An 18,894-nucleotide genomic window follows, 5' to 3' on the forward strand; every position below is an offset into this window, starting at 1 on the left:
TATTATATTTAAAAAGACATAAAACATAAGAAAAGTTTGAATTAACAAACCGTTCTAATGTATAAAATTATTCAATTAAATTAAAGATGAAATGCTTATTAAAATTAGGTGTATGGAAGCTAAGGAAAGAGGGAGAAAGTTGCAAATCGATGATTTTCAAATGATGGTTGTGTTAGCTCAGGAATCAAATATGAGAAAAGCGGCGGAACGTTTATTTGTTTCCCAACCTGCGCTTAGTCAACGATTACAATCTATGGAGAAACAATGGGGAATGAAATTTTTTATTCGTTCACAAAAAGGATTGACAATTACACCTGAAGGGGAAAAAGTTGCAAATTATGCAAAAGAAATGTTACAAAAAGAAGAGGATATTAAAAGTGAACTGGCTCTTTTTAGAACGGAAACATACGGTACGCTAAAAATAGCTGTTGCGTCAGTCATTGGTCAATATTGGCTTCCACCTGTTTTGAAAAAATTTGTGCATAAGTATCCTTCTGTGAAGATATCTCTGTTTACTGGCTGGAGTAGTGAAGTGCAAAAGCAATTTTATGAAGGAGACGTTCACGTCGCCATATTAAGAGGGACACAAGAATATAAAGGTCAGAAGCAACAATTATTTGAAGATGAATTATACTTAGTTGATAAAGAAATAAAAGATATTTCAATGTTAAAAGAGACAAATAGACCTTTTATTCAATTTAAAAGTGATTCGACCTACTATGGACAAATACAAAATTGGTGGTATGGATTATTTTCCAATCCACCTAAGCGAACGATTGTAGTTGACCAAATTGAAACGTGCAAACAGCTTGTTTTAAATGGTATAGGCTATGCTCTTTTACCTTCGACTGTTTTAAAAGAAGTGCAGGAAAACATGTATAAAACACCTGTTCAATTAACGAGAGAAACATGGTTATTGACGAGTGACTCGGCAAGGCAGTTGAAGCAAGTGAAAGCATTTTTAGAAATTATAGAAGAAATTCAAATGGAAAAATAAGATTATTGTCTTGCTACTCGCCCTATCGTTTGGTAGAGTAACATTATAAATGGATTTAGGAGGCAACAAGAATGAAAATGATGGACGCTAACGAAATTATTTCGTTTATTCAAAAGAGTGAAAAGAAAACTCCTGTAAAGGTATACATAAAAGGGGATTTAAAAGAAGTAACATTCCCTGAAACAGTACAAGCATTTGTAAATAAAAAATCCGGTGTATTATTTGGAGAATGGTCTGAAATTAAGACAATTCTTGATGAAAATAGCAAGCACATTGTTGACTATGTAGTTGAGAACGATCGTCGTAATTCTGCAATTCCAATGCTTGATTTAAAAGGTATTACAGCTCGTATTGAGCCAGGCGCAATTATTCGTGACAATGTTGAAATTGGTGACAACGCTGTTATCATGATGAATGCAACAATTAATATCGGTGCTGTAATTGGCGAAGGTACTATGATCGACATGAACGCAGTGCTTGGTGGACGTGCAACAGTTGGTAAAAACTGTCACGTAGGTGCAGGTGCCGTACTTGCGGGTGTTATTGAGCCACCTTCTGCAAAACCAGTTATCGTTGAAGATGATGTTGTAATTGGTGCAAATGTAGTTGTTCTAGAAGGTGTTACAGTAGGTAAAGGTGCAGTTGTAGCAGCAGGAGCTGTTGTAACAGAAGATGTGCCTCCATATACAGTTGTTGCGGGAACTCCGGCACGTGTAATTAAAGAAATTGATGAGAAGACAAAAGCAAAAACTGAAATTAAACAAGAGCTTCGTCAATTAAACCCAGAGAAATAAAAAACCAAAAGCGTAAGAGCATGAATGTGCTCTTACGCTTTTTATAGATAGAGGTGCAAAAATGACAGTAAGCAAATTCGTCCAAGTTCGTAGAGATTTACATAAAATTCCGGAAATCGGATTTAAAGAGTGGAAAACACAACGGTATATTTTAGATTATATAGGAACGCTTCCTAATGAATATTTGGAAGTGAAAACATGGAAAACAGGGGTAATTGTTAAAGTAAATGGAAAAAATCCAGAAAAAATAATAGGTTACCGTGCAGATATAGACGGCCTACCAATTACAGAGGAAACTGGATATGAATTCTCTTCTGTCCATGAAGGCATGATGCATGCATGTGGACATGATTTGCATACAACAATCGGTTTAGGACTTCTAACAGCGGCTGTAAGCGAAAGAATAGACGATGATCTTGTGTTTATATTCCAACCAGCTGAAGAAGGTCCAGGTGGTGCACTTCCTATGTTAGAAAGTGAAGAGTTAAAAGAATGGAAGCCGAATATGATTCTTGGACTTCATATTGCTCCTGAATACTCTGTGGGAACAATTGCTACAAAAGAAGGTTTATTATTTGCGAATACATCAGAGCTATACGTTGATTTAAAAGGGAAAGGTGGACATGCTGCATATCCGCATACAGCAAATGATATGATTGTTGCAGCGAGTCATCTCGTTACACAACTTCAATCAGTTATTAGTCGTAATGTGAACCCTCTTGACAGTGCGGTAATTACAATTGGGAAAATTACAGGTGGTACAGTCCAAAACATCATCGCAGAAAAGTCTCGTTTAGAAGGAACAATTCGAACGCTATCAGTGGAATCAATGAAACGTGTTAAAAGCCGAATCGAGGCAATTGTTGCGGGAATAGAAGCTTCTTTTCAATGTGAAGCTGTTATTGACTACGGAGCGATGTATCATCAAGTGTATAACCATGAAGAGTTAACGAGAGAGTTTATGCAATTTACACGTGAACAAACGAATATGGACGTAATTACATGTACGGAGGCAATGACAGGTGAAGACTTTGGTTATATGCTTCGAGAGATACCTGGATTTATGTTTTGGCTTGGAGTAAATTCAGAATATGGTTTACATCATGCGAAATTAAAACCCGACGAAGAGGTTATTGAGAAAGTGATTGTATTTTTAAATCAATATGTGAAGTGGAAGGGAAATAGAAAGTGAACTTCCGCGCTAATTTTGCAACAGTTTAGAGTGGGGACTTCTTAGTTCCGGGACGAAAACATCTGTTAGTGTTAGACATCTTTATACAAATGAGTAAAGTTAAATTTGACGTCTTAATAATGAGCAGGGGGTTTTTAGCCACTGCTCATTATTAATTATTGCTAATAGGGAAGATAATTATTTAACTACCCTATATATGTTTACTTTTAGTATGAAAAGTGTGTAAAATCAATGTGATACATAGAAAAAAGGGTGGGGAATTACGTGCAAATTAGCAGTGCGATTTTATGTTTCGTCTTATATGCATATGTTATTATTGCGGCGGTTTATTTTGGGATAAGTTTTTACGCCTATCGTTTAGCGAATAATAGTGAATATGAAGAAACATACAAATGGGTGAAAAGATATTTGTCACCTGTACTAGAAATTATGAATGGATTTGTTCTTTTTTTATTTATTGGATTAATTGCTTTCTCAACGAGCTTAGTAGGGAATAAGACTGCATTATTTGTGCTAGGTATCATTATTTTTATGCTATTAGGAATTCGGATTGGTAATACGGTATTTTGGAATGAAAGAAAAGTAGATGGTTGGACGGGAATGCTAATTCCATGTATGTTAGCTGCAATCGTGACGAATATAGAACATGAATATTATGAATTACATTTTTGGCTTATCATTGTTTTAACAATCCTTTCTGTTTTGTATATAAGTACTGTCGTGCTAACATACATTGCAAACGAAAAAGGCGATGCAAAAGGTACGCGCTTCTTTAGAGGGCGTGCATTATTATGGAGTGTGCCGACGATGGCAGTTATAGGAATTATTGCGATATTAGTAAATGGATATCAATTTACTAATTGGCAACTGTTTTTAGAAACTTGGTGGATTTTTATAGTTTCGTTTATAGCTTTTTTAGGCGCAACACATTATTTATTCCATCAACATCATTATATATTGGCATTGTTATTCGCATTTACACAACTGTTATTTGCTTTTTTCGGACAAGAAACGTTATTGTTCGTTTTTGAAACATTTAGTTCATTTGGAAATATATTTGTATTCGGTATGTTAATTTTCAGTATCGCATTTTATTTACAACAGTATTTTTATATGCAAAAACAAAAATAAGAGTTTTATACAGGTTTTTGTAGCAAAACTAAAGTATGTTACAATAAAAGTACATAGTATTTGATATTATTGGAGGAATTCCTGTGGGCGAAAAAGAGAAAGAATTTGCTGTCATTGGGCTTGGGCGTTTCGGTGGAAGTATTTGCCGTGAACTCGCTCAATTAGGTATGGAAGTAATGGCAATTGATTCAGACGAAGATAAAATTAATGAGTTTGCAAATATAGCTTCGCATGCCGTAATTGCAGATTCAACAGATGAGATGGTATTAAAAAGTCTTGGTATTCGCAATTTTGATCATGTAGTCGTTGCTATTGGAGATAATTTAAATTCAAGTATTTTAACAACGTTAATTTTGAAAGAATTAGGTGTGAAAAATATTACTGTGAAAGCTCAAAATGACTATCATGAAAAAGTGTTAAGTAAAATAGGGGCCGATCATATTGTGCATCCAGAACGAGATATGGGAAAAAGGATTGCAAATAATATTGCATCAAGTAATGTGTTAGATTACCTAGAGCTTTCAGATGAGCATAGTATTGTAGAGATTATTGCAAATAAAAAAATTGATGGACACTCTTTAATTGAATTAGACATTCGTGCGAAGTTTGGTTTGAACATTGTAGCAATTAAACGTGGAAAAGAAGTTATTGTATCTCCTCGAGCTACAGAAAACATTCAAGCGGGGGATATATTAATTGTAATTGGTCATGACGATGAAGTAGATCGTTTTAAACATTTCTTAAGATAAGAGAAAAGGACAATGCCTCCTCGGCATTGTCCTTTTTCTTATATTTCCATAATGATTGGTAAAATCATTGGACGACGTTTCGTTTTTTCGTATAGGAATGGTGCTAATGTGTCTGTAATCTCATTTTTAATTTCAGACCATTGTGTTGTTTTTCGCTCCATTACTTTTTCTAAATGTGTTGTAATTAATGTTTGAGCATCGTTGATTAAATCGCTGCTTTCACGCATATAAACGAAACCACGCGAGATGATATCGGGTCCTGCTGCAACTTTAAATTCTTTCATATCAATGCTTACAACTACAATAACAAGTCCTTCTTCAGAAAGAATGCGACGATCACGTAATACGATATTCCCGATATCTCCAATACCATTTCCATCGATATAGACAGAGCCAGATGGGATTTTCCCAGCTACGCTTGCTTCATCAGAACGTAAAGCAAGAACATCTCCATTATCCATAATGAAACAATTTTCTTCTGGAATACCACAATCATTAGCTAATTTCATATGCATACGCTGCATACGATACTCACCATGAATTGGCATGAAATATTTCGGCTTAATAAGACGTAACATTAACTTTTGTTCTTCTTGTCCACCGTGTCCACTCGTATGAATATTTGAGAGTTTACCATGGATTACATCAGCGCCAGCACGGTACAACATGTTAATTGTACGACTTACACTAATTGTATTGCCTGGGATTGGTGAAGAAGAGAAAACAACTGTATCGCCAGGGATAATTTGAATTTGACGATGTGTACCATTGGCAATACGTGAAAGTGCTGCCATCGGCTCCCCTTGACTACCTGTACATAAAATAACAACTTTATTAGCTGGTAGGCGGTTTAGCTGAGCTGTGTCTATGAATGTATCCTTTGGACATCGGATATAACCAAGGTTTTGTCCGATTTCAATAGCTGCTTCCATACTTCGACCAAATACAGCTACTTTACGATTGTTTTCAACAGCGGCCTCAACAACTTGTTGTAAGCGATGGATATTCGATGCAAAGGTTGCGAATATAATACGACCTTCTACTTTGCGGAATATATCTTGAATACTATCACCAACACGGCGCTCAGACATCGTAAAGTTTGGTACTTCACTGTTTGTACTATCAGATAAGAGACAAAGTACACCGTCTTTTCCGATTTCGGCCATTTTTGTTAAATCTGCTGGCTCACCGACTGGTGTGAAATCGAATTTGAAATCACCTGTATGAACGACTTGTCCTTGAGGTGTTTTCACAACAACTCCGTATGAATCTGGAATACTGTGAGTTGTACGGAAGAAGGAAACAGATGTCTTTTTAAATTTAATAACATCATCTTCTTGAATTTCATAAAGTTTTGCTTTACGAAGTAATCCGTGCTCTTCTAATTTGTTTTTTATTAGGGCAATTGCTAATTTTCCGCCGTAAATTGGAATGTTTACTTGACGTAATAGATAAGGAATTCCACCAATATGATCTTCATGACCATGTGTAATGAATAACCCTTTAATTTTATCTTCGTTTCGCACAAAATAAGTGTAATCTGGTATTACATAATCGATCCCGAGGAGTTCGTCTTCTGGAAATTTAATTCCAGCGTCAATTATAATAATTTCATCTTGAAATTGAACAGCATATGTATTTTTACCGATTTCACCAAGACCACCGAGGGCAAAAACGGCAGCTTGATCATTTTTTAGGAATTTCATATGACTATACGATCTCCGCTAATATTAAATCAGCGTTTTGTTTTTCATATTCAAGATGAGCACCAGTAACAGACTGAACGAACTCGATATTATATGCGAACTTATTTAATTTTTTACGAACATCCTTTTGAGACGTAGCCTCTAAATATAAAACTTTTGTATTTTCACGTACTGGGACCTCAGTTAATTTTTCTTGATAAAATACTTTAAAAATCATTGGGAAAACCTCTCCTTGTCTATGTTTTGCATTATCTGTTACTTATTATAAAGCAAACAGTCATGATTTTCATGTTTTTTCGAACGAGAATGAAGAAAAAGCCCGAAATGGGCACAATTTAAGCGATTGTCTTCTTACGGACTAAATCGTTTAAATAACGCTTGAGCTTTTTCTTCAGCTTCTTCAGCATGATTACTCCTTCCTTTCCTTATTTTAAACATGCATGTTACTAATGATAACTCCGTCTCCCGTACAAGAAAGAAGATTAGAAGTGAATAGTGAATCTTGTTCTTTTTAGTATAGTGTAAGTTATCCTGTAGTAACGATTAGTAGCCGTTAGTTATAGATATAGTATGAGGAAGAATAGAAAAGAAAATTCATCCGAACAAGTATCCACATTTTTTTCCTAATATTATATGCATATTTCATAAATAAGGTCAGAAAGTGAACGCTTTCTTCACAGATGTTTAATATGTTATACTTTTTTTTGAAATTTGAAAAGTGATAATCAAAATAGGAATATAGAGTGCCAGAAAGGATTTTGACAAATGAATGATAAAATTGTTTTTTTTGATATTGATGGAACATTATTAGATCATGATAAAAAAATTCCGCAATCTACACGTGATGCAGTAAAAGATTTACAAGAAAAAGGTGTGCACGTAGCGATTGCAACAGGGCGTGCACCATTTATGTTTGAAGATATTCGTAAGGAACTCAATATACATAATTATGTTAGTTTTAATGGACAGTACGTTGTATTTGAAGGTGAGACAATATTTAATAATCCGTTACACCCAGCGGCTCTACATAAGTTTACCCAGTTTGCAAAACAAGAAGGATACCCACTTGTATATCTTGACCATCAAGAGATGAGAGCGTCAGTGGAATATCATGATTATGTAAAAGAAGGTTTTGGAAGCTTGCAATTTGATCATCCGGCATATGAACCTGATTTTTATGAGAAACGTGATATTTATCAAACGCTTCTTTTCTGTGAAGTAAATGAAGAGGAAAAGTTCATTAATCAGTATCCAGATTTTCATTTTATTCGTTGGCATGCGTATTCAATGGACATCATTCCAAATGGTGGTTCTAAGGCAAAAGGGATTGAGAAGTTCATTGAAAAATTAGGATTTAACCGTGAACAAGTGTATGCGTTTGGGGATGGCTTAAACGATTTAGAAATGATTGAAGCAGTAGGCACAGGTATTGTGATGGGAAATGGTCATGAAGACTTGAAAAAACTTGCAAATCATGTGACAAACGATGTAAGTGAAGACGGTATATATCATGGGTTAAAATGGGCTGGATTGTTATAAGTGAATATGGAACCCATTTCAGATAATAAAAAGGCGGAAGGTTAACTTCCGCCTTTTTATTATTATCGCTCTAGAGGTTTTGAATCATCGGGAGCCGCAAATGGATTGTCTTTATTAATATGGTCATAGAACATAACGCCGTTTAAATGGTCTATTTCATGTTGGAATACAATTGCTGGTAAACCTTTTAATCGCAGTTTTACGTCTTCGCCATTAATAGTCGTTGCTTTTACTGTAATTCTTGTGTAACGAGGGACATAACCAGGTACTTCACGATCTACAGATAGACAACCTTCACCATTTTGTAAATATGTACATTCAACAGAATGACTAATGATTTTTGGATTAAATAATGCGTAGCTATATAACGTACCGTTCGTATCAGCTACATGAACCGCAATCATTTTCTTTGAAATACCGATTTGCGGAGCTGCTAATCCGATTCCGGGGCGTAAATTATATTTTTCAGCCATTTCAGGGTCCTGGCTATTTATTACAAATTCAATCATTTCTTTAAGGGTATTTGTATCTTCCTCGCTAGCAGGTAAGGAGACCTCTTCTGCAACTTCGCGCAAAATCGGATTTCCTTCACGAATTACCTCATTCATTGTAAGCATATGTAATCTCTCCTTTCTTCTTTAGTCTACCAAAGGAGATAAAAAAAGTCATCGGCAAGTAAGGAAGGGCTACTTGGAAACAAATCTTCTATAGATAAGTTATATAAAAAAAAGAAAAGACGGCAAAGCCGTCTGTTTCTTTCCATAGTTGTTTCATTTTACATTAGCGAATGCAAGCAGCACCAACGATAATTAAAAGGATAAACAACACAACGATTAAGGCGAAGCCGCGTCCAGACCCGCCACAAGAACCGCCATAACCGTAGGAAGGATATGAACAAGTTGTTGGATAGCAATATGAGTATCCGTACATGAGATGACCTCCTTTATCATTTCCCGCTAATACTGCGGTTACAATAATGTATGGAAGAAGGGTTAGAAATGTATAGATATTTACCTATAAAAGGAAGAAGTGTTTGTATAATTTTATTGAGAAGAGAGAAAAACTAAAGAGAATTAAATCGTTTACATATTATTCTAAGAGAAAAAATAAGTTAAAAAGGGAATAATATAACAGTAGGTTATTGCTTACTAATACAGATGTGAAAAATAAAAACACGTTTGTGTAGAGGAAACCTGCATATTATTTATAAAAAAACGTATTCAAAGTAATTGACATCGTAATTAGAATAGTTGTAAACTAAAAAACGTGATCAAGATTGTATTAATATGTTTTTGAAAAAACATTAGTACAGATTGTTAGGTACACAAAATTATTCTCAACCGACAAACAAATTTGTTGGTTTACATTGTTGCGTTTTCAGTCTAGCTAATAGGTAGTGAAAGCGTTTCAGAATATGGTTCAAGAGAGGAAGAGGTGAACGGAATGGGTACTAAAACAAAAAAGACCCTATTTAATGTTGATGAGCAAATGAAAGCTATCGCAGCTCAATTTGAAACATTACAAATTTTAAATGAAAAAGGCGAAGTTGTGAATGAAGCAGCTATGCCTGAATTATCTGATGATCAATTAAAAGAATTAATGCGCCGTATGGTGTATACTCGCGTACTAGATCAACGTTCTATTTCTTTAAACCGTCAAGGACGTTTAGGTTTCTACGCACCAACTGCTGGACAAGAGGCTTCTCAATTAGCAAGTCATTTCGCACTTGAAGCAGAAGATTTCATCTTACCAGGATATCGTGACGTTCCACAATTAGTGTGGCACGGTCTACCATTATACCAAGCATTCTTATTCTCTCGTGGACATTTCATGGGTAACCAAATGCCTGAGAATGTAAATGCACTTGCTCCACAGATCATTATCGGTGCGCAAATCATCCAAACTGCTGGTGTTGCGTTAGGTATGAAATTACGTGGTAAAAAATCTGTTGCAATTACTTACACTGGTGACGGTGGTGCTTCACAAGGTGACTTCTACGAAGGTATGAACTTTGCGGGTGCATTCAAAGCTCCAGCAATCTTCGTTGTACAAAACAACCGTTATGCAATCTCTACTCCAGTAGAAAAGCAATCTGCAGCTAAAACTGTAGCACAAAAAGCAGTAGCAGCAGGTATTTACGGAATTCAAGTAGACGGTATGGATCCATTAGCTGTATACGCAGCAACTGCTTTCGCTCGTGAGCGCGCAGTAAACGGCGAAGGCCCTACTTTAATCGAGACTTTAACATTCCGTTATGGTCCACATACAATGGCTGGTGATGACCCAACTCGTTACCGTACAAAAGATATCGAAAACGAATGGGAACAAAAAGATCCAATCGTACGCTTCCGTGCATTCTTAGAAAACAAAGGCCTATGGTCTCAAGAAGTTGAAGAGAAAGTAATCGAAGAAGCAAAAGAAGATATCAAACAAGCAATTGCTAAGGCTGACCAAGCTCCAAAACAAAAAGTTACTGATTTAATGGAAATCATGTACGAAAAAATGCCTTACAACTTAGCTGAACAATATGAAATTTACAAAGAAAAGGAGTCGAAGTAAGCCATGGCTCAAATGACAATGATTCAAGCAATCACTGATGCTTTACGCGTTGAAATGAAAAATGATCCTAACGTACTTGTGTTTGGTGAAGACGTTGGTGTAAACGGCGGAGTATTCCGTGCTACTGAAGGTTTACAAGCTGAATTCGGTGAAGATCGTGTAATGGATACTCCACTTGCAGAGTCTGGTATTGGTGGACTTGCAGTTGGACTTGCACTTGAAGGTTTCCGTCCAGTTCCAGAAATCCAATTCTTCGGTTTCATTTATGAAGTAATGGATTCAGTTTCTGGTCAATTAGCTCGTATGCGTTACCGTTCTGGTGGACGTTGGACTGCTCCAGTAACAATTCGTTCTCCATTCGGTGGTGGTGTTCATACTCCTGAACTACATGCTGATAGCTTAGAAGGATTAGTGGCACAACAACCTGGTCTAAAAGTTGTTATTCCATCTACTCCATACGATGCAAAAGGTCTTTTAATCTCTGCGATTCGTGACAACGATCCAGTTATCTACTTAGAGCATATGAAATTGTACCGTTCATTCCGTCAAGATGTACCAGAAGGCGATTACACAATTGATTTAGGTAAAGCTGATATCAAACGTGAAGGTACAGATGTATCTGTTATCGCTTATGGTGCTATGGTTCATGCTGCATTAAAAGCTGCTGAAGAACTTGAAAAAGAAGGTATCTCTTTAGAGGTTGTTGACTTACGTACAGTTCAACCATTAGATATCGAAACAATCATCGCTTCTGTTGAAAAAACAGGCCGCGTAGTTGTAGTTCAAGAAGCTCAAAAACAAGCTGGTATTGCAGCTAACGTTGTAGCGGAAATTAACGACCGTGCAATCTTAAACTTAGAAGCTCCAGTTGTACGTGTTGCAGCTGCTGATACAGTATTCCCATTCTCTCAAGCTGAGAGCGTATGGTTACCAAACCATAAAGATATTGTTGAAGCTGTTAACAAAGTAATGAACTTCTAATTTTTAGTTTTTCATGTGCAAAAGAAATCAGCACATGCTGGTTTCTTTTGTACATATTCCATAATAATGAAATGAATCAGGGGGCTGAATTCCGTGGCATTTGAATTTAAACTACCAGATATCGGTGAAGGTATCCACGAAGGTGAAATCGTAAAATGGTTTATTAAACCAGGTGACGAAGTAAACGAAGACGATGTACTTCTTGAAGTACAAAATGATAAAGCAGTAGTAGAAATCCCTTCTCCTGTTAAAGGTAAAGTACTTGAAGTACTTGTAGAAGAAGGAACAGTTGCAATTGTAGGAGATACATTAATTAAATTTGATGCTCCTGGATACGAAAACCTTAAATTTAAAGGTGACGATCATGATGAAGCTCCAAAAGCTGAAGAAGCAGCAGTAGAAGCTCCAGCAGCGGAAGCTACTCCAGCAGCAACTGCAGAAGTAGTAAATGAGCGTGTAATCGCTATGCCATCTGTTCGTAAATATGCTCGTGAAAAAGGTGTAGATATTCATAAAGTAGCTGGTTCTGGTAAGAACGGCCGCGTTGTGAAAACTGACATCGATGCATTTGCAAATGGTGGACAAACTGTAGCAGCAACTGAGGCTCCAGCAGCAGTAGAAGCTACTCCAGCAGCAGCGAAAGAAGAAGCACCAAAAGCACAACCAATCCCAGCTGGTGAATATCCAGAAACTCGTGAGAAAATGAGTGGTATCCGTAAAGCGATTGCGAAAGCAATGGTTAACTCTAAGCATACAGCTCCTCACGTAACATTAATGGACGAAGTAGATGTAACAGAACTTGTTGCTCACCGTAAGAAGTTCAAAGCTGTTGCAGCTGACAAAGGTATTAAATTAACTTACCTTCCATACGTTGTAAAAGCTTTAACATCTGCATTACGTGAATTCCCAATGTTGAATACTGCTTTAGACGATGCTTCTCAAGAAATCGTTCATAAACATTACTTCAACATCGGTATCGCAGCTGATACAGACAAAGGTCTATTAGTACCAGTTGTTAAAGATACAGATCGTAAATCTATCTTTACTATCTCTAACGAGATCAATGAACTTGCTGGTAAAGCACGTGACGGACGTTTAGCTCCAGCTGAAATGAAAGGTGCTTCTTGCACAATTACAAACATTGGTTCTGCAGGTGGACAATGGTTCACTCCAGTTATCAATCACCCAGAAGTAGCAATCCTTGGTATCGGCCGTATCGCTGAGAAACCAGTTGTGAAAAATGGTGAAATCGTTGCAGCTCCAGTATTAGCATTATCTCTAAGCTTTGACCATCGTTTAATTGACGGCGCAACTGCTCAAAAAGCATTAAACCAAATTAAACGTCTATTGAATGACCCACAATTATTAGTAATGGAGGCGTAATAACAATGGTAGTAGGAGATTTCCCAATTGAATTAGATACAGTCGTTGTTGGTGCAGGTCCTGGTGGATACGTTGCGGCAATTCGTGCAGCACAATTAGGTCAAAAGGTAGCAATCATTGAAAAAGCTAACCTTGGTGGCGTATGCTTAAACGTTGGATGTATTCCTTCAAAAGCGTTAATCAATGCAGGTCACCGTTATGAGAATGCAATGCATTCTGATGACATGGGTATTACTGCAGAGAACGTAAAAGTTGACTTTACAAAAGTTCAAGAATGGAAAAACGGCGTAGTTAAGAAATTAACTGGCGGTGTTGAAGGCCTTCTTAAAGGTAACAAAGTTGAAATCATTCGCGGTGAAGCTTACTTCGTAGATGCTAACACATTACGCGTAATGACTGAAGATGCAGCACAAACTTATACGTTTAAAAATGCTGTTCTTGCAACTGGTTCTACACCAATCGAAATTCCTGGATTCAAATACTCTAAACGTGTTATCAACTCTACAGGCGCTTTAAGCTTACCTGAAATTCCTAAAAAACTTGTTGTAATCGGCGGCGGTTACATCGGTATGGAATTAGGTACTGCATATGCTAACTTCGGTACAGAAGTTACTGTAGTAGAAGCTGGCGACGAAATCTTAGCTGGTTTCGAAAAAGCAATGAGCTCTGTTGTTAAACGTGCTCTTCAAAAGAAAGGTAACGTAAATATCCATACAAAAGCTATGGCTAAAGGCGTTGAAGAAACAGAAACTGGCGTAAAAGTTAGCTTTGAAGTTAAAGGTGAAATCCAAACTGTAGAAGCAGATTACGTATTAGTAACTGTAGGTCGTCGTCCAAACACTCAAGAAATTGGTCTTGAGCAAGTTGGAGTTAAAATGACTGACCGCGGCATCATCGAAATCGATGAGCAATGTCGTACAAACGTACCAAACATCTATGCAATCGGTGATATCGTTCCTGGACCACCATTAGCTCACAAAGCTTCTTACGAAGGTAAAGTAGCTGTTGAAGCAATTAGTGGCCATGCATCAGCTATCGATTACATCGGAATTCCTGCAGTATGCTTCACTGATCCAGAATTAGCATCTGTTGGTTACACTAAGAAACAAGCTGAAGAAGCAGGAATGACAGTAGCTGTATCTAAGTTCCCATTCGCTGCAAACGGTCGTGCGTTATCATTAAACAGCACTGACGGTTTCTTACAACTTGTAACACGTAAAGAAGATGGTCTTCTTGTAGGTGCACAAGTTGCAGGTGCAGGCGCTTCTGATATTATCTCTGAGATTGGTTTAGCTATCGAAGCTGGAATGACAGCAGAAGATATCGCTCAAACAATCCACGCTCACCCAACATTAGGTGAAATCACAATGGAAGCAGCTGAGGTTGCTCTTGGAATGCCAATTCACATTGTAAAATAATTTAAGTAATGTAAATAACCCATCTCTTATTTAAAGAGATGGGTTATTTTTAATATAATGGCGTGCAAGGTCTTTATATGTACTTGTCGAATGAATATATATAATACTTTAAATGAATCGTTAGAACATACGTTAATCCAAAAGCAGTATATATACTTTCATATAATATGTAATTGATTCAAACTTAATCCCATATATTAATAAAATAGGGCATGTCAAAGGAGAAGGTTCCATGAGAATATTACATGTTATATTTTATCATTTTCTATTATGGAGTGGTTTTTCCATTGTATTAACATTATCGAATGGTGATAAGTTTCATTATAAAGTAATTCTCTTTTTCGTATTTCTTTATTTGGCATATGTAATTGCATGTTTTGTATTACACGCAAGGAAGCAGGCATTATTCCTTACGTGTTCAAATTGCATACTTTTTTTAATCATATTCTCAATTTTTTAAATTAACGTTTATAGAAATACATTGTTCTTCCATTAAATAATTGTAACTCTCCTTCCAATTTCTTCGCTAGAAAACGGCTAAATTCATTTGCTTTTCCTTTATCGCCAAATGTTGCTGTGGTGGGTAAAGAAATCTGTATGAAAGATTGTTCCTTTTCTATTCCAATCCCCACATAAATAGAATTATATCGGTCGTGACTCGATTGGAGTTTTAATGTTGTTGCTGATGTATCTAATATTTCATAAGGAAAAGCTGTATTTGTATAGGCGTAATTAATTTGATCACCAGTCTTGGAAGTAACGGTTTTATAGTTATGAAACAGATGTTTGACATCCTCTATTGAAACAGATTGTTGATTGGATTTAGGTACAAGTGTAATAAAGGCGTGTTGCATACAAATTTACCCCCTAGTTTAGTAGAATAATATCATTCTACATCCTACTGAATTTTTTGACAATTAAAAGGAGTATTACTTTTTTTGTTTAATATATTATTGAGTAGGAAGTGTTATTGAGAAAGGTGGAAACTGATGTTTGAAAAATTGTATGATGAGCATGAAAGTGTGAAGGTACGATTTTTAGGATTTATGACGCATGATACACGTTATGATTTTGGAGTTATTTATACAAATATGTTTTTTGGAAAGCCACTTATTGTTTGTATGCAAACAGGGAGATCTACTTTGCTTGGACGAGATGATGTGGAAAATGTTCCTTATATACAAGAAACTTTTAAGTTAGGGTCGGAAGAGGAGGCAGAGGAGTTAGCTCAGTTTTTTAAATTTCTTGTTCCGTCTACTTCTTTGCATGCGGAGTATGAAGAATAATTAACAAGAAACAGTCGTACGTATGAGATATGACTGTTTTTTTGTGTTAATATCGCATACTAATTTAATTTAAAAATATTTAATGTGTTATACTAAAAACCTATTGACGTAAAAAGTATAACATATTAAAATAAAAACAGAAAGTTAAGCGGTTACAAAAAGTTTTTGGGATTATAAACTTAGGGGGAAATGAAAAATGGGAACAATCGTATGTCAAGATTGTGAAGGTACAATTGCACACTTTGAAGATGAGAAAGTAACGGTACTTTACGGGAAATGTGGATCTTGCGGATGTGATCACACAGAGCATACAAAAGCCCAATAATTGATAGGAAATGGACAGCTAAAAGTTTTTAGGACCATAAACTTAGGGGGAAATGAAAAATGGGAACAATCGTATGCCAAGTATGTGAAGGAACGATCGGACATTTTGAAGATGAAAAAACGACAGTGCTTTACGGAAAATGTGGTACAAATTGTGAATGTGCTAAAAGAGACAATGCGAAAGCTTAATTATAAATAAGTAGATTATTATTAAAACTCAGGGGGAAATGAAAAATGGGAACAATCGTATGCCAAGTATGTGAAGGAACAATCGGACATTTTGAAGATGAAAAATCAACAGTACTTTACGGGAAATGTGGATCTCATTGCGAATGTGACCAAAAGGAACACTCAAAAGCTTAATAATGAAGAAAAAACGCCTACACATGTAGGCGTTTTTTTAATAGACTGTAGTTGTATGTCCGACTGTTGCAACGATTGCATCATCTCTAATTGGAATAAATCCTATTGATGTTTGTGGTGTGCTAGGCGAACTGTAGTGGCTCATAGTACGACTATCGATACGAGTAATAGTATCAGTCAAGAAAGCCGAAATAAATGCATAAGGGACTCGTCGTTCATTTAATGAGTAGATAATTTCCTCTTTTGTTTTTACACCTACGCCATGCCCGTAAAAAAAGAAATTTCCTAAATAGATTGTGTTTTCTCCTTGCCACTCGATTGTAGCTGGATTCACTTGTGGATTTTTAAAGTAAACGAGATCGCCTGGAACAAGATCGCCACCCGTTTTTGTTATGAGCTTTAAATCATGATCATAGTCCCATGTATAAAGTAAAAGGTTTGCAAATAGTCGGTTGAAAGTTTCTTCCTCGTACAATGATAGTAATGCTTTGTAAAAAATAATTATCATAGCGGTTGCGCATTCAGTTCCATATAGTTTTCCGTTTTTGAAAATATCTTGGATGGCAATGGAAGGCGGTATGTTTGGAAGTAGCTTAAATCCACCAAGTGATGTTCTTTCCCAAAACTTAGTGTTGCAAAAAGATTGTTGAAATGTACGAAACTGAAAGCCACTTTGAAAAAGTTCTAGCGCGGAAGTAATAATATTAACTCGCAAATTAAGATCAAAGCTGAGTTCATCAGCTGTTCGGAAGGAATAAACTTCTTGATTTCCTGCCATAATGGATAAAATTTGTTGTTTCTCAGCTGCAAATGGCTCATATTCATTTGTGATATAAGGATGTACAATAGAACGGCCTATTACAATCATAATAGTATCCCCACCTATACGTTACATTCTTTAATATCGTATGAGAAAAGGAAAAAAAGGTGAAAGAAAAGCCTATCAACTGATAGGCTTGTACTCTTTAATAACACGTAATGTTTGTAACGTCATATCTTCGGGTCCTTGTACAGGTAACCCTGCTTCTAAATTTTTACGAATATACTCTAAGTTTTCTTGTGTAATAATTTCCCCCGGAGTAAAGATTGGAATCCCTGGCGGATAAACCATAACAAAATCAGCTATTATGCGACCTGCTGCGTTTTCAAACGGAATGACTTCCGTCTCTGAATAAAAAGCATCTCTAGGAGAAAGTGCTAGCACAGGTATTTCTGGAATGTCTACTTGTACTTGAACACCTGTATCTACTCTATTTCTGTATGTTGTTGCTAAATCTTGTAATGCTGTGATAAGTGTATCAGTTTCACTTTCGGTATCTCCAAAAGTGATAAGACAAAGTATGTTATATAGATCAGAGAGTTCTACTTCAATGTTGTAATGTTCTCTAAGCCATACTTCAGCCTCATGGCCAGTAATACCTAAATCTTTTACAGATATAATTATCTTTGTAGGATCATAGTTAAAAGTAGCATCTGTTCCTAGCATTTCTTTTCCAGGACAATAAAGATGCTCAATAGCATTAATAGCATCACGAACATGTTCAGCTAATTTTATTGTTTGTTCTATGAGAACTTTTCCTTCTGTAGCAAGACGTTTTCTAGCAACATCAAGGGATGCTAACAAAATGTAAGAAGTTGATGTTGTCGTAAGCATGCTAATAATGGATTGGACATGCTTTACGTTCACAAGGCCTTCTTTTACATTAAGAATAGAGCTTTGGGTTAAAGACCCTCCTAATTTGTGAACACTTGTTGCTGCCATATCTGCACCTGCTTGCATAGCCGAGATTGGTAGTTCATCATGAAAATGGATATGAACACCGTGAGCCTCATCAACAAGTACAGGAATATCATAAGAATGAGCTAATTTTACAATCTGTTCTAAATCTGCAGCAAACCCAAAGTATGTTGGGTTAATAACAAGTAAGCCTTTCGCATCTGAGTGCTCTTCGAGAGCTTTTTTGACAGACTGCATTGTGATCCCGTGTGAAATACCAAGCTTCGGATCAATCTCAGGATGCATGAAAATCGGTTTTGCACCTGAGAAAATAATAGCTGACATTACAGATTTATGCACGTTTCGTGGCACGAGGATTTTATCGCCAGGGCCGCAAACGCTCATCACCATTGTCATAATTGCACCACTTGTACCTTGAATGGAAAAGAAAGTATGATCTGCACCGAAAGCAGCGGCGGCTAAATCCTGAGCTTCTTTAATCATACCTTTTGGATGATGTAAATCATCGAGTGGCGCAATGTTAATTAAATCAATTGCTAATGCATTATGCCCAATAAATTCGCGAAATGTTGGATCCATGCCCTGTCCTTTTTTATGACCTGGAATATGGAATTGAACTGGATTTCGCTTACTGTGCTCAACTAAAGCGGTAAACAATGGTGTTTCGTATTGGGACAATCTATACACCCCTTCTTCTTCGTAATATTTATTAGAATTTGTTTTATATAATTTCA

General features: G+C 36.3%; 22 protein-coding genes. 15 read left to right on the forward strand and 7 right to left on the reverse strand.

All coding sequences use genetic code 11. From position 1 onward, the window contains the following. Window positions 1–112 precede the first annotated feature (112 nt). The 5 genes from SJY24_RS10370 to SJY24_RS10390 all read left to right on the forward strand — a co-directional run bounded on the left by SJY24_RS10370 (window position 113) and on the right by SJY24_RS10390 (window position 4,863). Window positions 113–997 (forward strand): transcriptional regulator CcpC, encoded by an 885-nt coding sequence (locus SJY24_RS10370; protein ID WP_377864588.1) that lies wholly within the window; start codon window positions 113–115, stop codon window positions 995–997. Between the two features lie 71 nt (window positions 998–1,068). Further along, window positions 1,069–1,791, forward strand: a complete 723-nt coding sequence (dapD, locus tag SJY24_RS10375; RefSeq protein ID WP_097830870.1) for a 2,3,4,5-tetrahydropyridine-2,6-dicarboxylate N-acetyltransferase — start codon at window positions 1,069–1,071, stop codon at window positions 1,789–1,791. Window positions 1,792–1,852: 61 nt separating this feature from the next. After that, window positions 1,853–2,983, forward strand: coding sequence for an N-acetyldiaminopimelate deacetylase (locus SJY24_RS10380; protein ID WP_098498809.1), 1,131 nt, complete (start codon window positions 1,853–1,855; stop codon window positions 2,981–2,983). A 264-nt stretch (window positions 2,984–3,247) separates the two neighbouring features. After that, entirely contained in the window at window positions 3,248–4,114 is an 867-nt protein-coding gene (locus SJY24_RS10385) for a hypothetical protein (protein ID WP_001167314.1), read from the forward strand. An 83-nt stretch (window positions 4,115–4,197) separates the two neighbouring features. Beyond that, window positions 4,198–4,863, forward strand: a complete 666-nt coding sequence (locus SJY24_RS10390) for a potassium channel family protein (RefSeq protein ID WP_000504032.1) — start codon at window positions 4,198–4,200, stop codon at window positions 4,861–4,863. Window positions 4,864–4,901: 38 nt separating this feature from the next. Here the strand turns inward: SJY24_RS10390 and rnjA are convergent, their stop codons facing one another. Both rnjA and SJY24_RS10400 read right to left on the reverse strand, forming a co-directional pair. Continuing rightward, window positions 4,902–6,569, reverse strand: coding sequence for a ribonuclease J1 (rnjA, locus tag SJY24_RS10395; RefSeq protein WP_000670370.1), 1,668 nt, complete (start codon window positions 6,567–6,569; stop codon window positions 4,902–4,904). 4 nt (window positions 6,570–6,573) lie between these two features. After that, entirely contained in the window at window positions 6,574–6,786 is a 213-nt protein-coding gene (locus tag SJY24_RS10400) for a DNA-dependent RNA polymerase subunit epsilon (RefSeq protein ID WP_000576436.1), read from the reverse strand. Window positions 6,787–7,334: 548 nt separating this feature from the next. Between SJY24_RS10400 and SJY24_RS10405 the strand changes: the two genes are divergently transcribed. After that, window positions 7,335–8,108, forward strand: a complete 774-nt coding sequence (locus SJY24_RS10405) for a Cof-type HAD-IIB family hydrolase (RefSeq protein WP_097830873.1) — start codon at window positions 7,335–7,337, stop codon at window positions 8,106–8,108. Window positions 8,109–8,170: 62 nt separating this feature from the next. Here the strand turns inward: SJY24_RS10405 and def are convergent, their stop codons facing one another. Together def and SJY24_RS10415 are read right to left on the reverse strand one after the other, a co-directional pair. Further along, window positions 8,171–8,725, reverse strand: a complete 555-nt coding sequence (gene def, locus SJY24_RS10410; RefSeq protein ID WP_377864589.1) for a peptide deformylase — start codon at window positions 8,723–8,725, stop codon at window positions 8,171–8,173. 163 nt (window positions 8,726–8,888) lie between these two features. Further along, window positions 8,889–9,038: a YjcZ family sporulation protein gene (locus tag SJY24_RS10415; protein WP_000274565.1), complete on the reverse strand. Its 150-nt coding sequence runs from the start codon at window positions 9,036–9,038 to the stop codon at window positions 8,889–8,891. A 513-nt stretch (window positions 9,039–9,551) separates the two neighbouring features. Here SJY24_RS10415 and pdhA point away from each other — a divergent pair. The 5 genes from pdhA to SJY24_RS10440 all read left to right on the forward strand — a co-directional run bounded on the left by pdhA (window position 9,552) and on the right by SJY24_RS10440 (window position 14,909). After that, on the forward strand, window positions 9,552–10,667 hold the full coding sequence (gene pdhA, locus SJY24_RS10420) for a pyruvate dehydrogenase E1 component subunit alpha (RefSeq protein ID WP_000536893.1): 1,116 nt from the start codon (window positions 9,552–9,554) through the stop codon (window positions 10,665–10,667). Window positions 10,668–10,670: 3 nt separating this feature from the next. After that, window positions 10,671–11,648 carry a pyruvate dehydrogenase complex E1 component subunit beta gene (pdhB, locus tag SJY24_RS10425; RefSeq protein ID WP_000068162.1) on the forward strand — a complete coding sequence of 326 codons (978 nt, stop codon included), beginning with the start codon at window positions 10,671–10,673 and terminating at the stop codon, window positions 11,646–11,648. A 93-nt stretch (window positions 11,649–11,741) separates the two neighbouring features. Then, window positions 11,742–13,031 (forward strand): pyruvate dehydrogenase complex dihydrolipoyllysine-residue acetyltransferase, encoded by a 1,290-nt coding sequence (pdhC, locus tag SJY24_RS10430; RefSeq protein ID WP_000863416.1) that lies wholly within the window; start codon window positions 11,742–11,744, stop codon window positions 13,029–13,031. 5 nt (window positions 13,032–13,036) lie between these two features. Continuing rightward, a complete protein-coding gene (lpdA, locus tag SJY24_RS10435; RefSeq protein WP_061678278.1) occupies window positions 13,037–14,449 on the forward strand; it encodes a dihydrolipoyl dehydrogenase in 1,413 nt (470 codons plus the stop codon). Between the two features lie 232 nt (window positions 14,450–14,681). After that, complete coding sequence (locus SJY24_RS10440) at window positions 14,682–14,909, forward strand: hypothetical protein (protein WP_001221349.1); 228 nt, start codon at window positions 14,682–14,684, stop codon at window positions 14,907–14,909. A gap of 1 nt (window position 14,910) precedes the next feature. On the opposite strand, the gene SJY24_RS10445 is transcribed toward SJY24_RS10440, so the two are convergent. Then, window positions 14,911–15,303, reverse strand: coding sequence for a DUF1885 family protein (locus SJY24_RS10445; RefSeq protein WP_098765134.1), 393 nt, complete (start codon window positions 15,301–15,303; stop codon window positions 14,911–14,913). A gap of 135 nt (window positions 15,304–15,438) precedes the next feature. Here SJY24_RS10445 and SJY24_RS10450 point away from each other — a divergent pair, with 135 nt between their 5' ends. The 4 genes from SJY24_RS10450 to SJY24_RS10465 all read left to right on the forward strand — a co-directional run bounded on the left by SJY24_RS10450 (window position 15,439) and on the right by SJY24_RS10465 (window position 16,422). Beyond that, window positions 15,439–15,735, forward strand: coding sequence for a DUF3055 domain-containing protein (locus tag SJY24_RS10450; protein WP_000462037.1), 297 nt, complete (start codon window positions 15,439–15,441; stop codon window positions 15,733–15,735). Window positions 15,736–15,931: 196 nt separating this feature from the next. Then, entirely contained in the window at window positions 15,932–16,060 is a 129-nt protein-coding gene (locus SJY24_RS10455; RefSeq protein WP_000536778.1) for a GapA-binding peptide SR1P, read from the forward strand. Window positions 16,061–16,119: 59 nt separating this feature from the next. Continuing rightward, complete coding sequence (locus SJY24_RS10460; RefSeq protein ID WP_377864590.1) at window positions 16,120–16,248, forward strand: GapA-binding peptide SR1P; 129 nt, start codon at window positions 16,120–16,122, stop codon at window positions 16,246–16,248. Between the two features lie 45 nt (window positions 16,249–16,293). Next, the gene (locus SJY24_RS10465; RefSeq protein ID WP_000536797.1) at window positions 16,294–16,422 is read left to right on the forward strand and encodes a GapA-binding peptide SR1P; all 129 of its coding nucleotides are present in this window, start codon (window positions 16,294–16,296) and stop codon (window positions 16,420–16,422) included. Between the two features lie 37 nt (window positions 16,423–16,459). Here the strand turns inward: SJY24_RS10465 and SJY24_RS10470 are convergent, their stop codons facing one another. Together SJY24_RS10470 and speA are read right to left on the reverse strand one after the other, a co-directional pair. Continuing rightward, window positions 16,460–17,290 carry a protein-glutamine gamma-glutamyltransferase gene (locus SJY24_RS10470; RefSeq protein WP_377864591.1) on the reverse strand — a complete coding sequence of 277 codons (831 nt, stop codon included), beginning with the start codon at window positions 17,288–17,290 and terminating at the stop codon, window positions 16,460–16,462. A 75-nt stretch (window positions 17,291–17,365) separates the two neighbouring features. Further along, window positions 17,366–18,838 (reverse strand): arginine decarboxylase, encoded by a 1,473-nt coding sequence (speA, locus tag SJY24_RS10475; protein ID WP_377864592.1) that lies wholly within the window; start codon window positions 18,836–18,838, stop codon window positions 17,366–17,368. Window positions 18,839–18,894: the final 56 nt, after the last annotated feature.

The sequence above is a fragment of the Bacillus sp. R86525 genome (assembly GCF_042466195.1).
GTDB lineage: Bacteria > Bacillota > Bacilli > Bacillales > Bacillaceae_G > Bacillus_A > Bacillus_A nitratireducens.

What these genes read in the sequence shown, in the direction of transcription:
- SJY24_RS10370 (WP_377864588.1), top strand. Translation starts at nt 113, where the DNA reads ATGGAAGCTAAGGAAAGAGGGAGAAAGTTGCAAATCGATGATTTTCAA.
- dapD (WP_097830870.1), top strand. Translation starts at nt 1,069, where the DNA reads ATGAAAATGATGGACGCTAACGAAATTATTTCGTTTATTCAAAAGAGT.
- SJY24_RS10380 (WP_098498809.1), top strand. Translation starts at nt 1,853, where the DNA reads ATGACAGTAAGCAAATTCGTCCAAGTTCGTAGAGATTTACATAAAATT.
- rnjA (WP_000670370.1), bottom strand. Translation starts at nt 6,569, where the DNA reads ATGAAATTCCTAAAAAATGATCAAGCTGCCGTTTTTGCCCTCGGTGGT.
- SJY24_RS10400 (WP_000576436.1), bottom strand. Translation starts at nt 6,786, where the DNA reads ATGATTTTTAAAGTATTTTATCAAGAAAAATTAACTGAGGTCCCAGTA.
- SJY24_RS10405 (WP_097830873.1), top strand. Translation starts at nt 7,335, where the DNA reads ATGAATGATAAAATTGTTTTTTTTGATATTGATGGAACATTATTAGAT.
- def (WP_377864589.1), bottom strand. Translation starts at nt 8,725, where the DNA reads ATGCTTACAATGAATGAGGTAATTCGTGAAGGAAATCCGATTTTGCGC.
- SJY24_RS10415 (WP_000274565.1), bottom strand. Translation starts at nt 9,038, where the DNA reads ATGTACGGATACTCATATTGCTATCCAACAACTTGTTCATATCCTTCC.
- pdhA (WP_000536893.1), top strand. Translation starts at nt 9,552, where the DNA reads ATGGGTACTAAAACAAAAAAGACCCTATTTAATGTTGATGAGCAAATG.
- pdhB (WP_000068162.1), top strand. Translation starts at nt 10,671, where the DNA reads ATGGCTCAAATGACAATGATTCAAGCAATCACTGATGCTTTACGCGTT.
- lpdA (WP_061678278.1), top strand. Translation starts at nt 13,037, where the DNA reads ATGGTAGTAGGAGATTTCCCAATTGAATTAGATACAGTCGTTGTTGGT.
- SJY24_RS10440 (WP_001221349.1), top strand. Translation starts at nt 14,682, where the DNA reads ATGAGAATATTACATGTTATATTTTATCATTTTCTATTATGGAGTGGT.
- SJY24_RS10445 (WP_098765134.1), bottom strand. Translation starts at nt 15,303, where the DNA reads ATGCAACACGCCTTTATTACACTTGTACCTAAATCCAATCAACAATCT.
- SJY24_RS10450 (WP_000462037.1), top strand. Translation starts at nt 15,439, where the DNA reads ATGTTTGAAAAATTGTATGATGAGCATGAAAGTGTGAAGGTACGATTT.
- SJY24_RS10455 (WP_000536778.1), top strand. Translation starts at nt 15,932, where the DNA reads ATGGGAACAATCGTATGTCAAGATTGTGAAGGTACAATTGCACACTTT.
- SJY24_RS10460 (WP_377864590.1), top strand. Translation starts at nt 16,120, where the DNA reads ATGGGAACAATCGTATGCCAAGTATGTGAAGGAACGATCGGACATTTT.
- SJY24_RS10465 (WP_000536797.1), top strand. Translation starts at nt 16,294, where the DNA reads ATGGGAACAATCGTATGCCAAGTATGTGAAGGAACAATCGGACATTTT.
- SJY24_RS10470 (WP_377864591.1), bottom strand. Translation starts at nt 17,290, where the DNA reads ATGATTGTAATAGGCCGTTCTATTGTACATCCTTATATCACAAATGAA.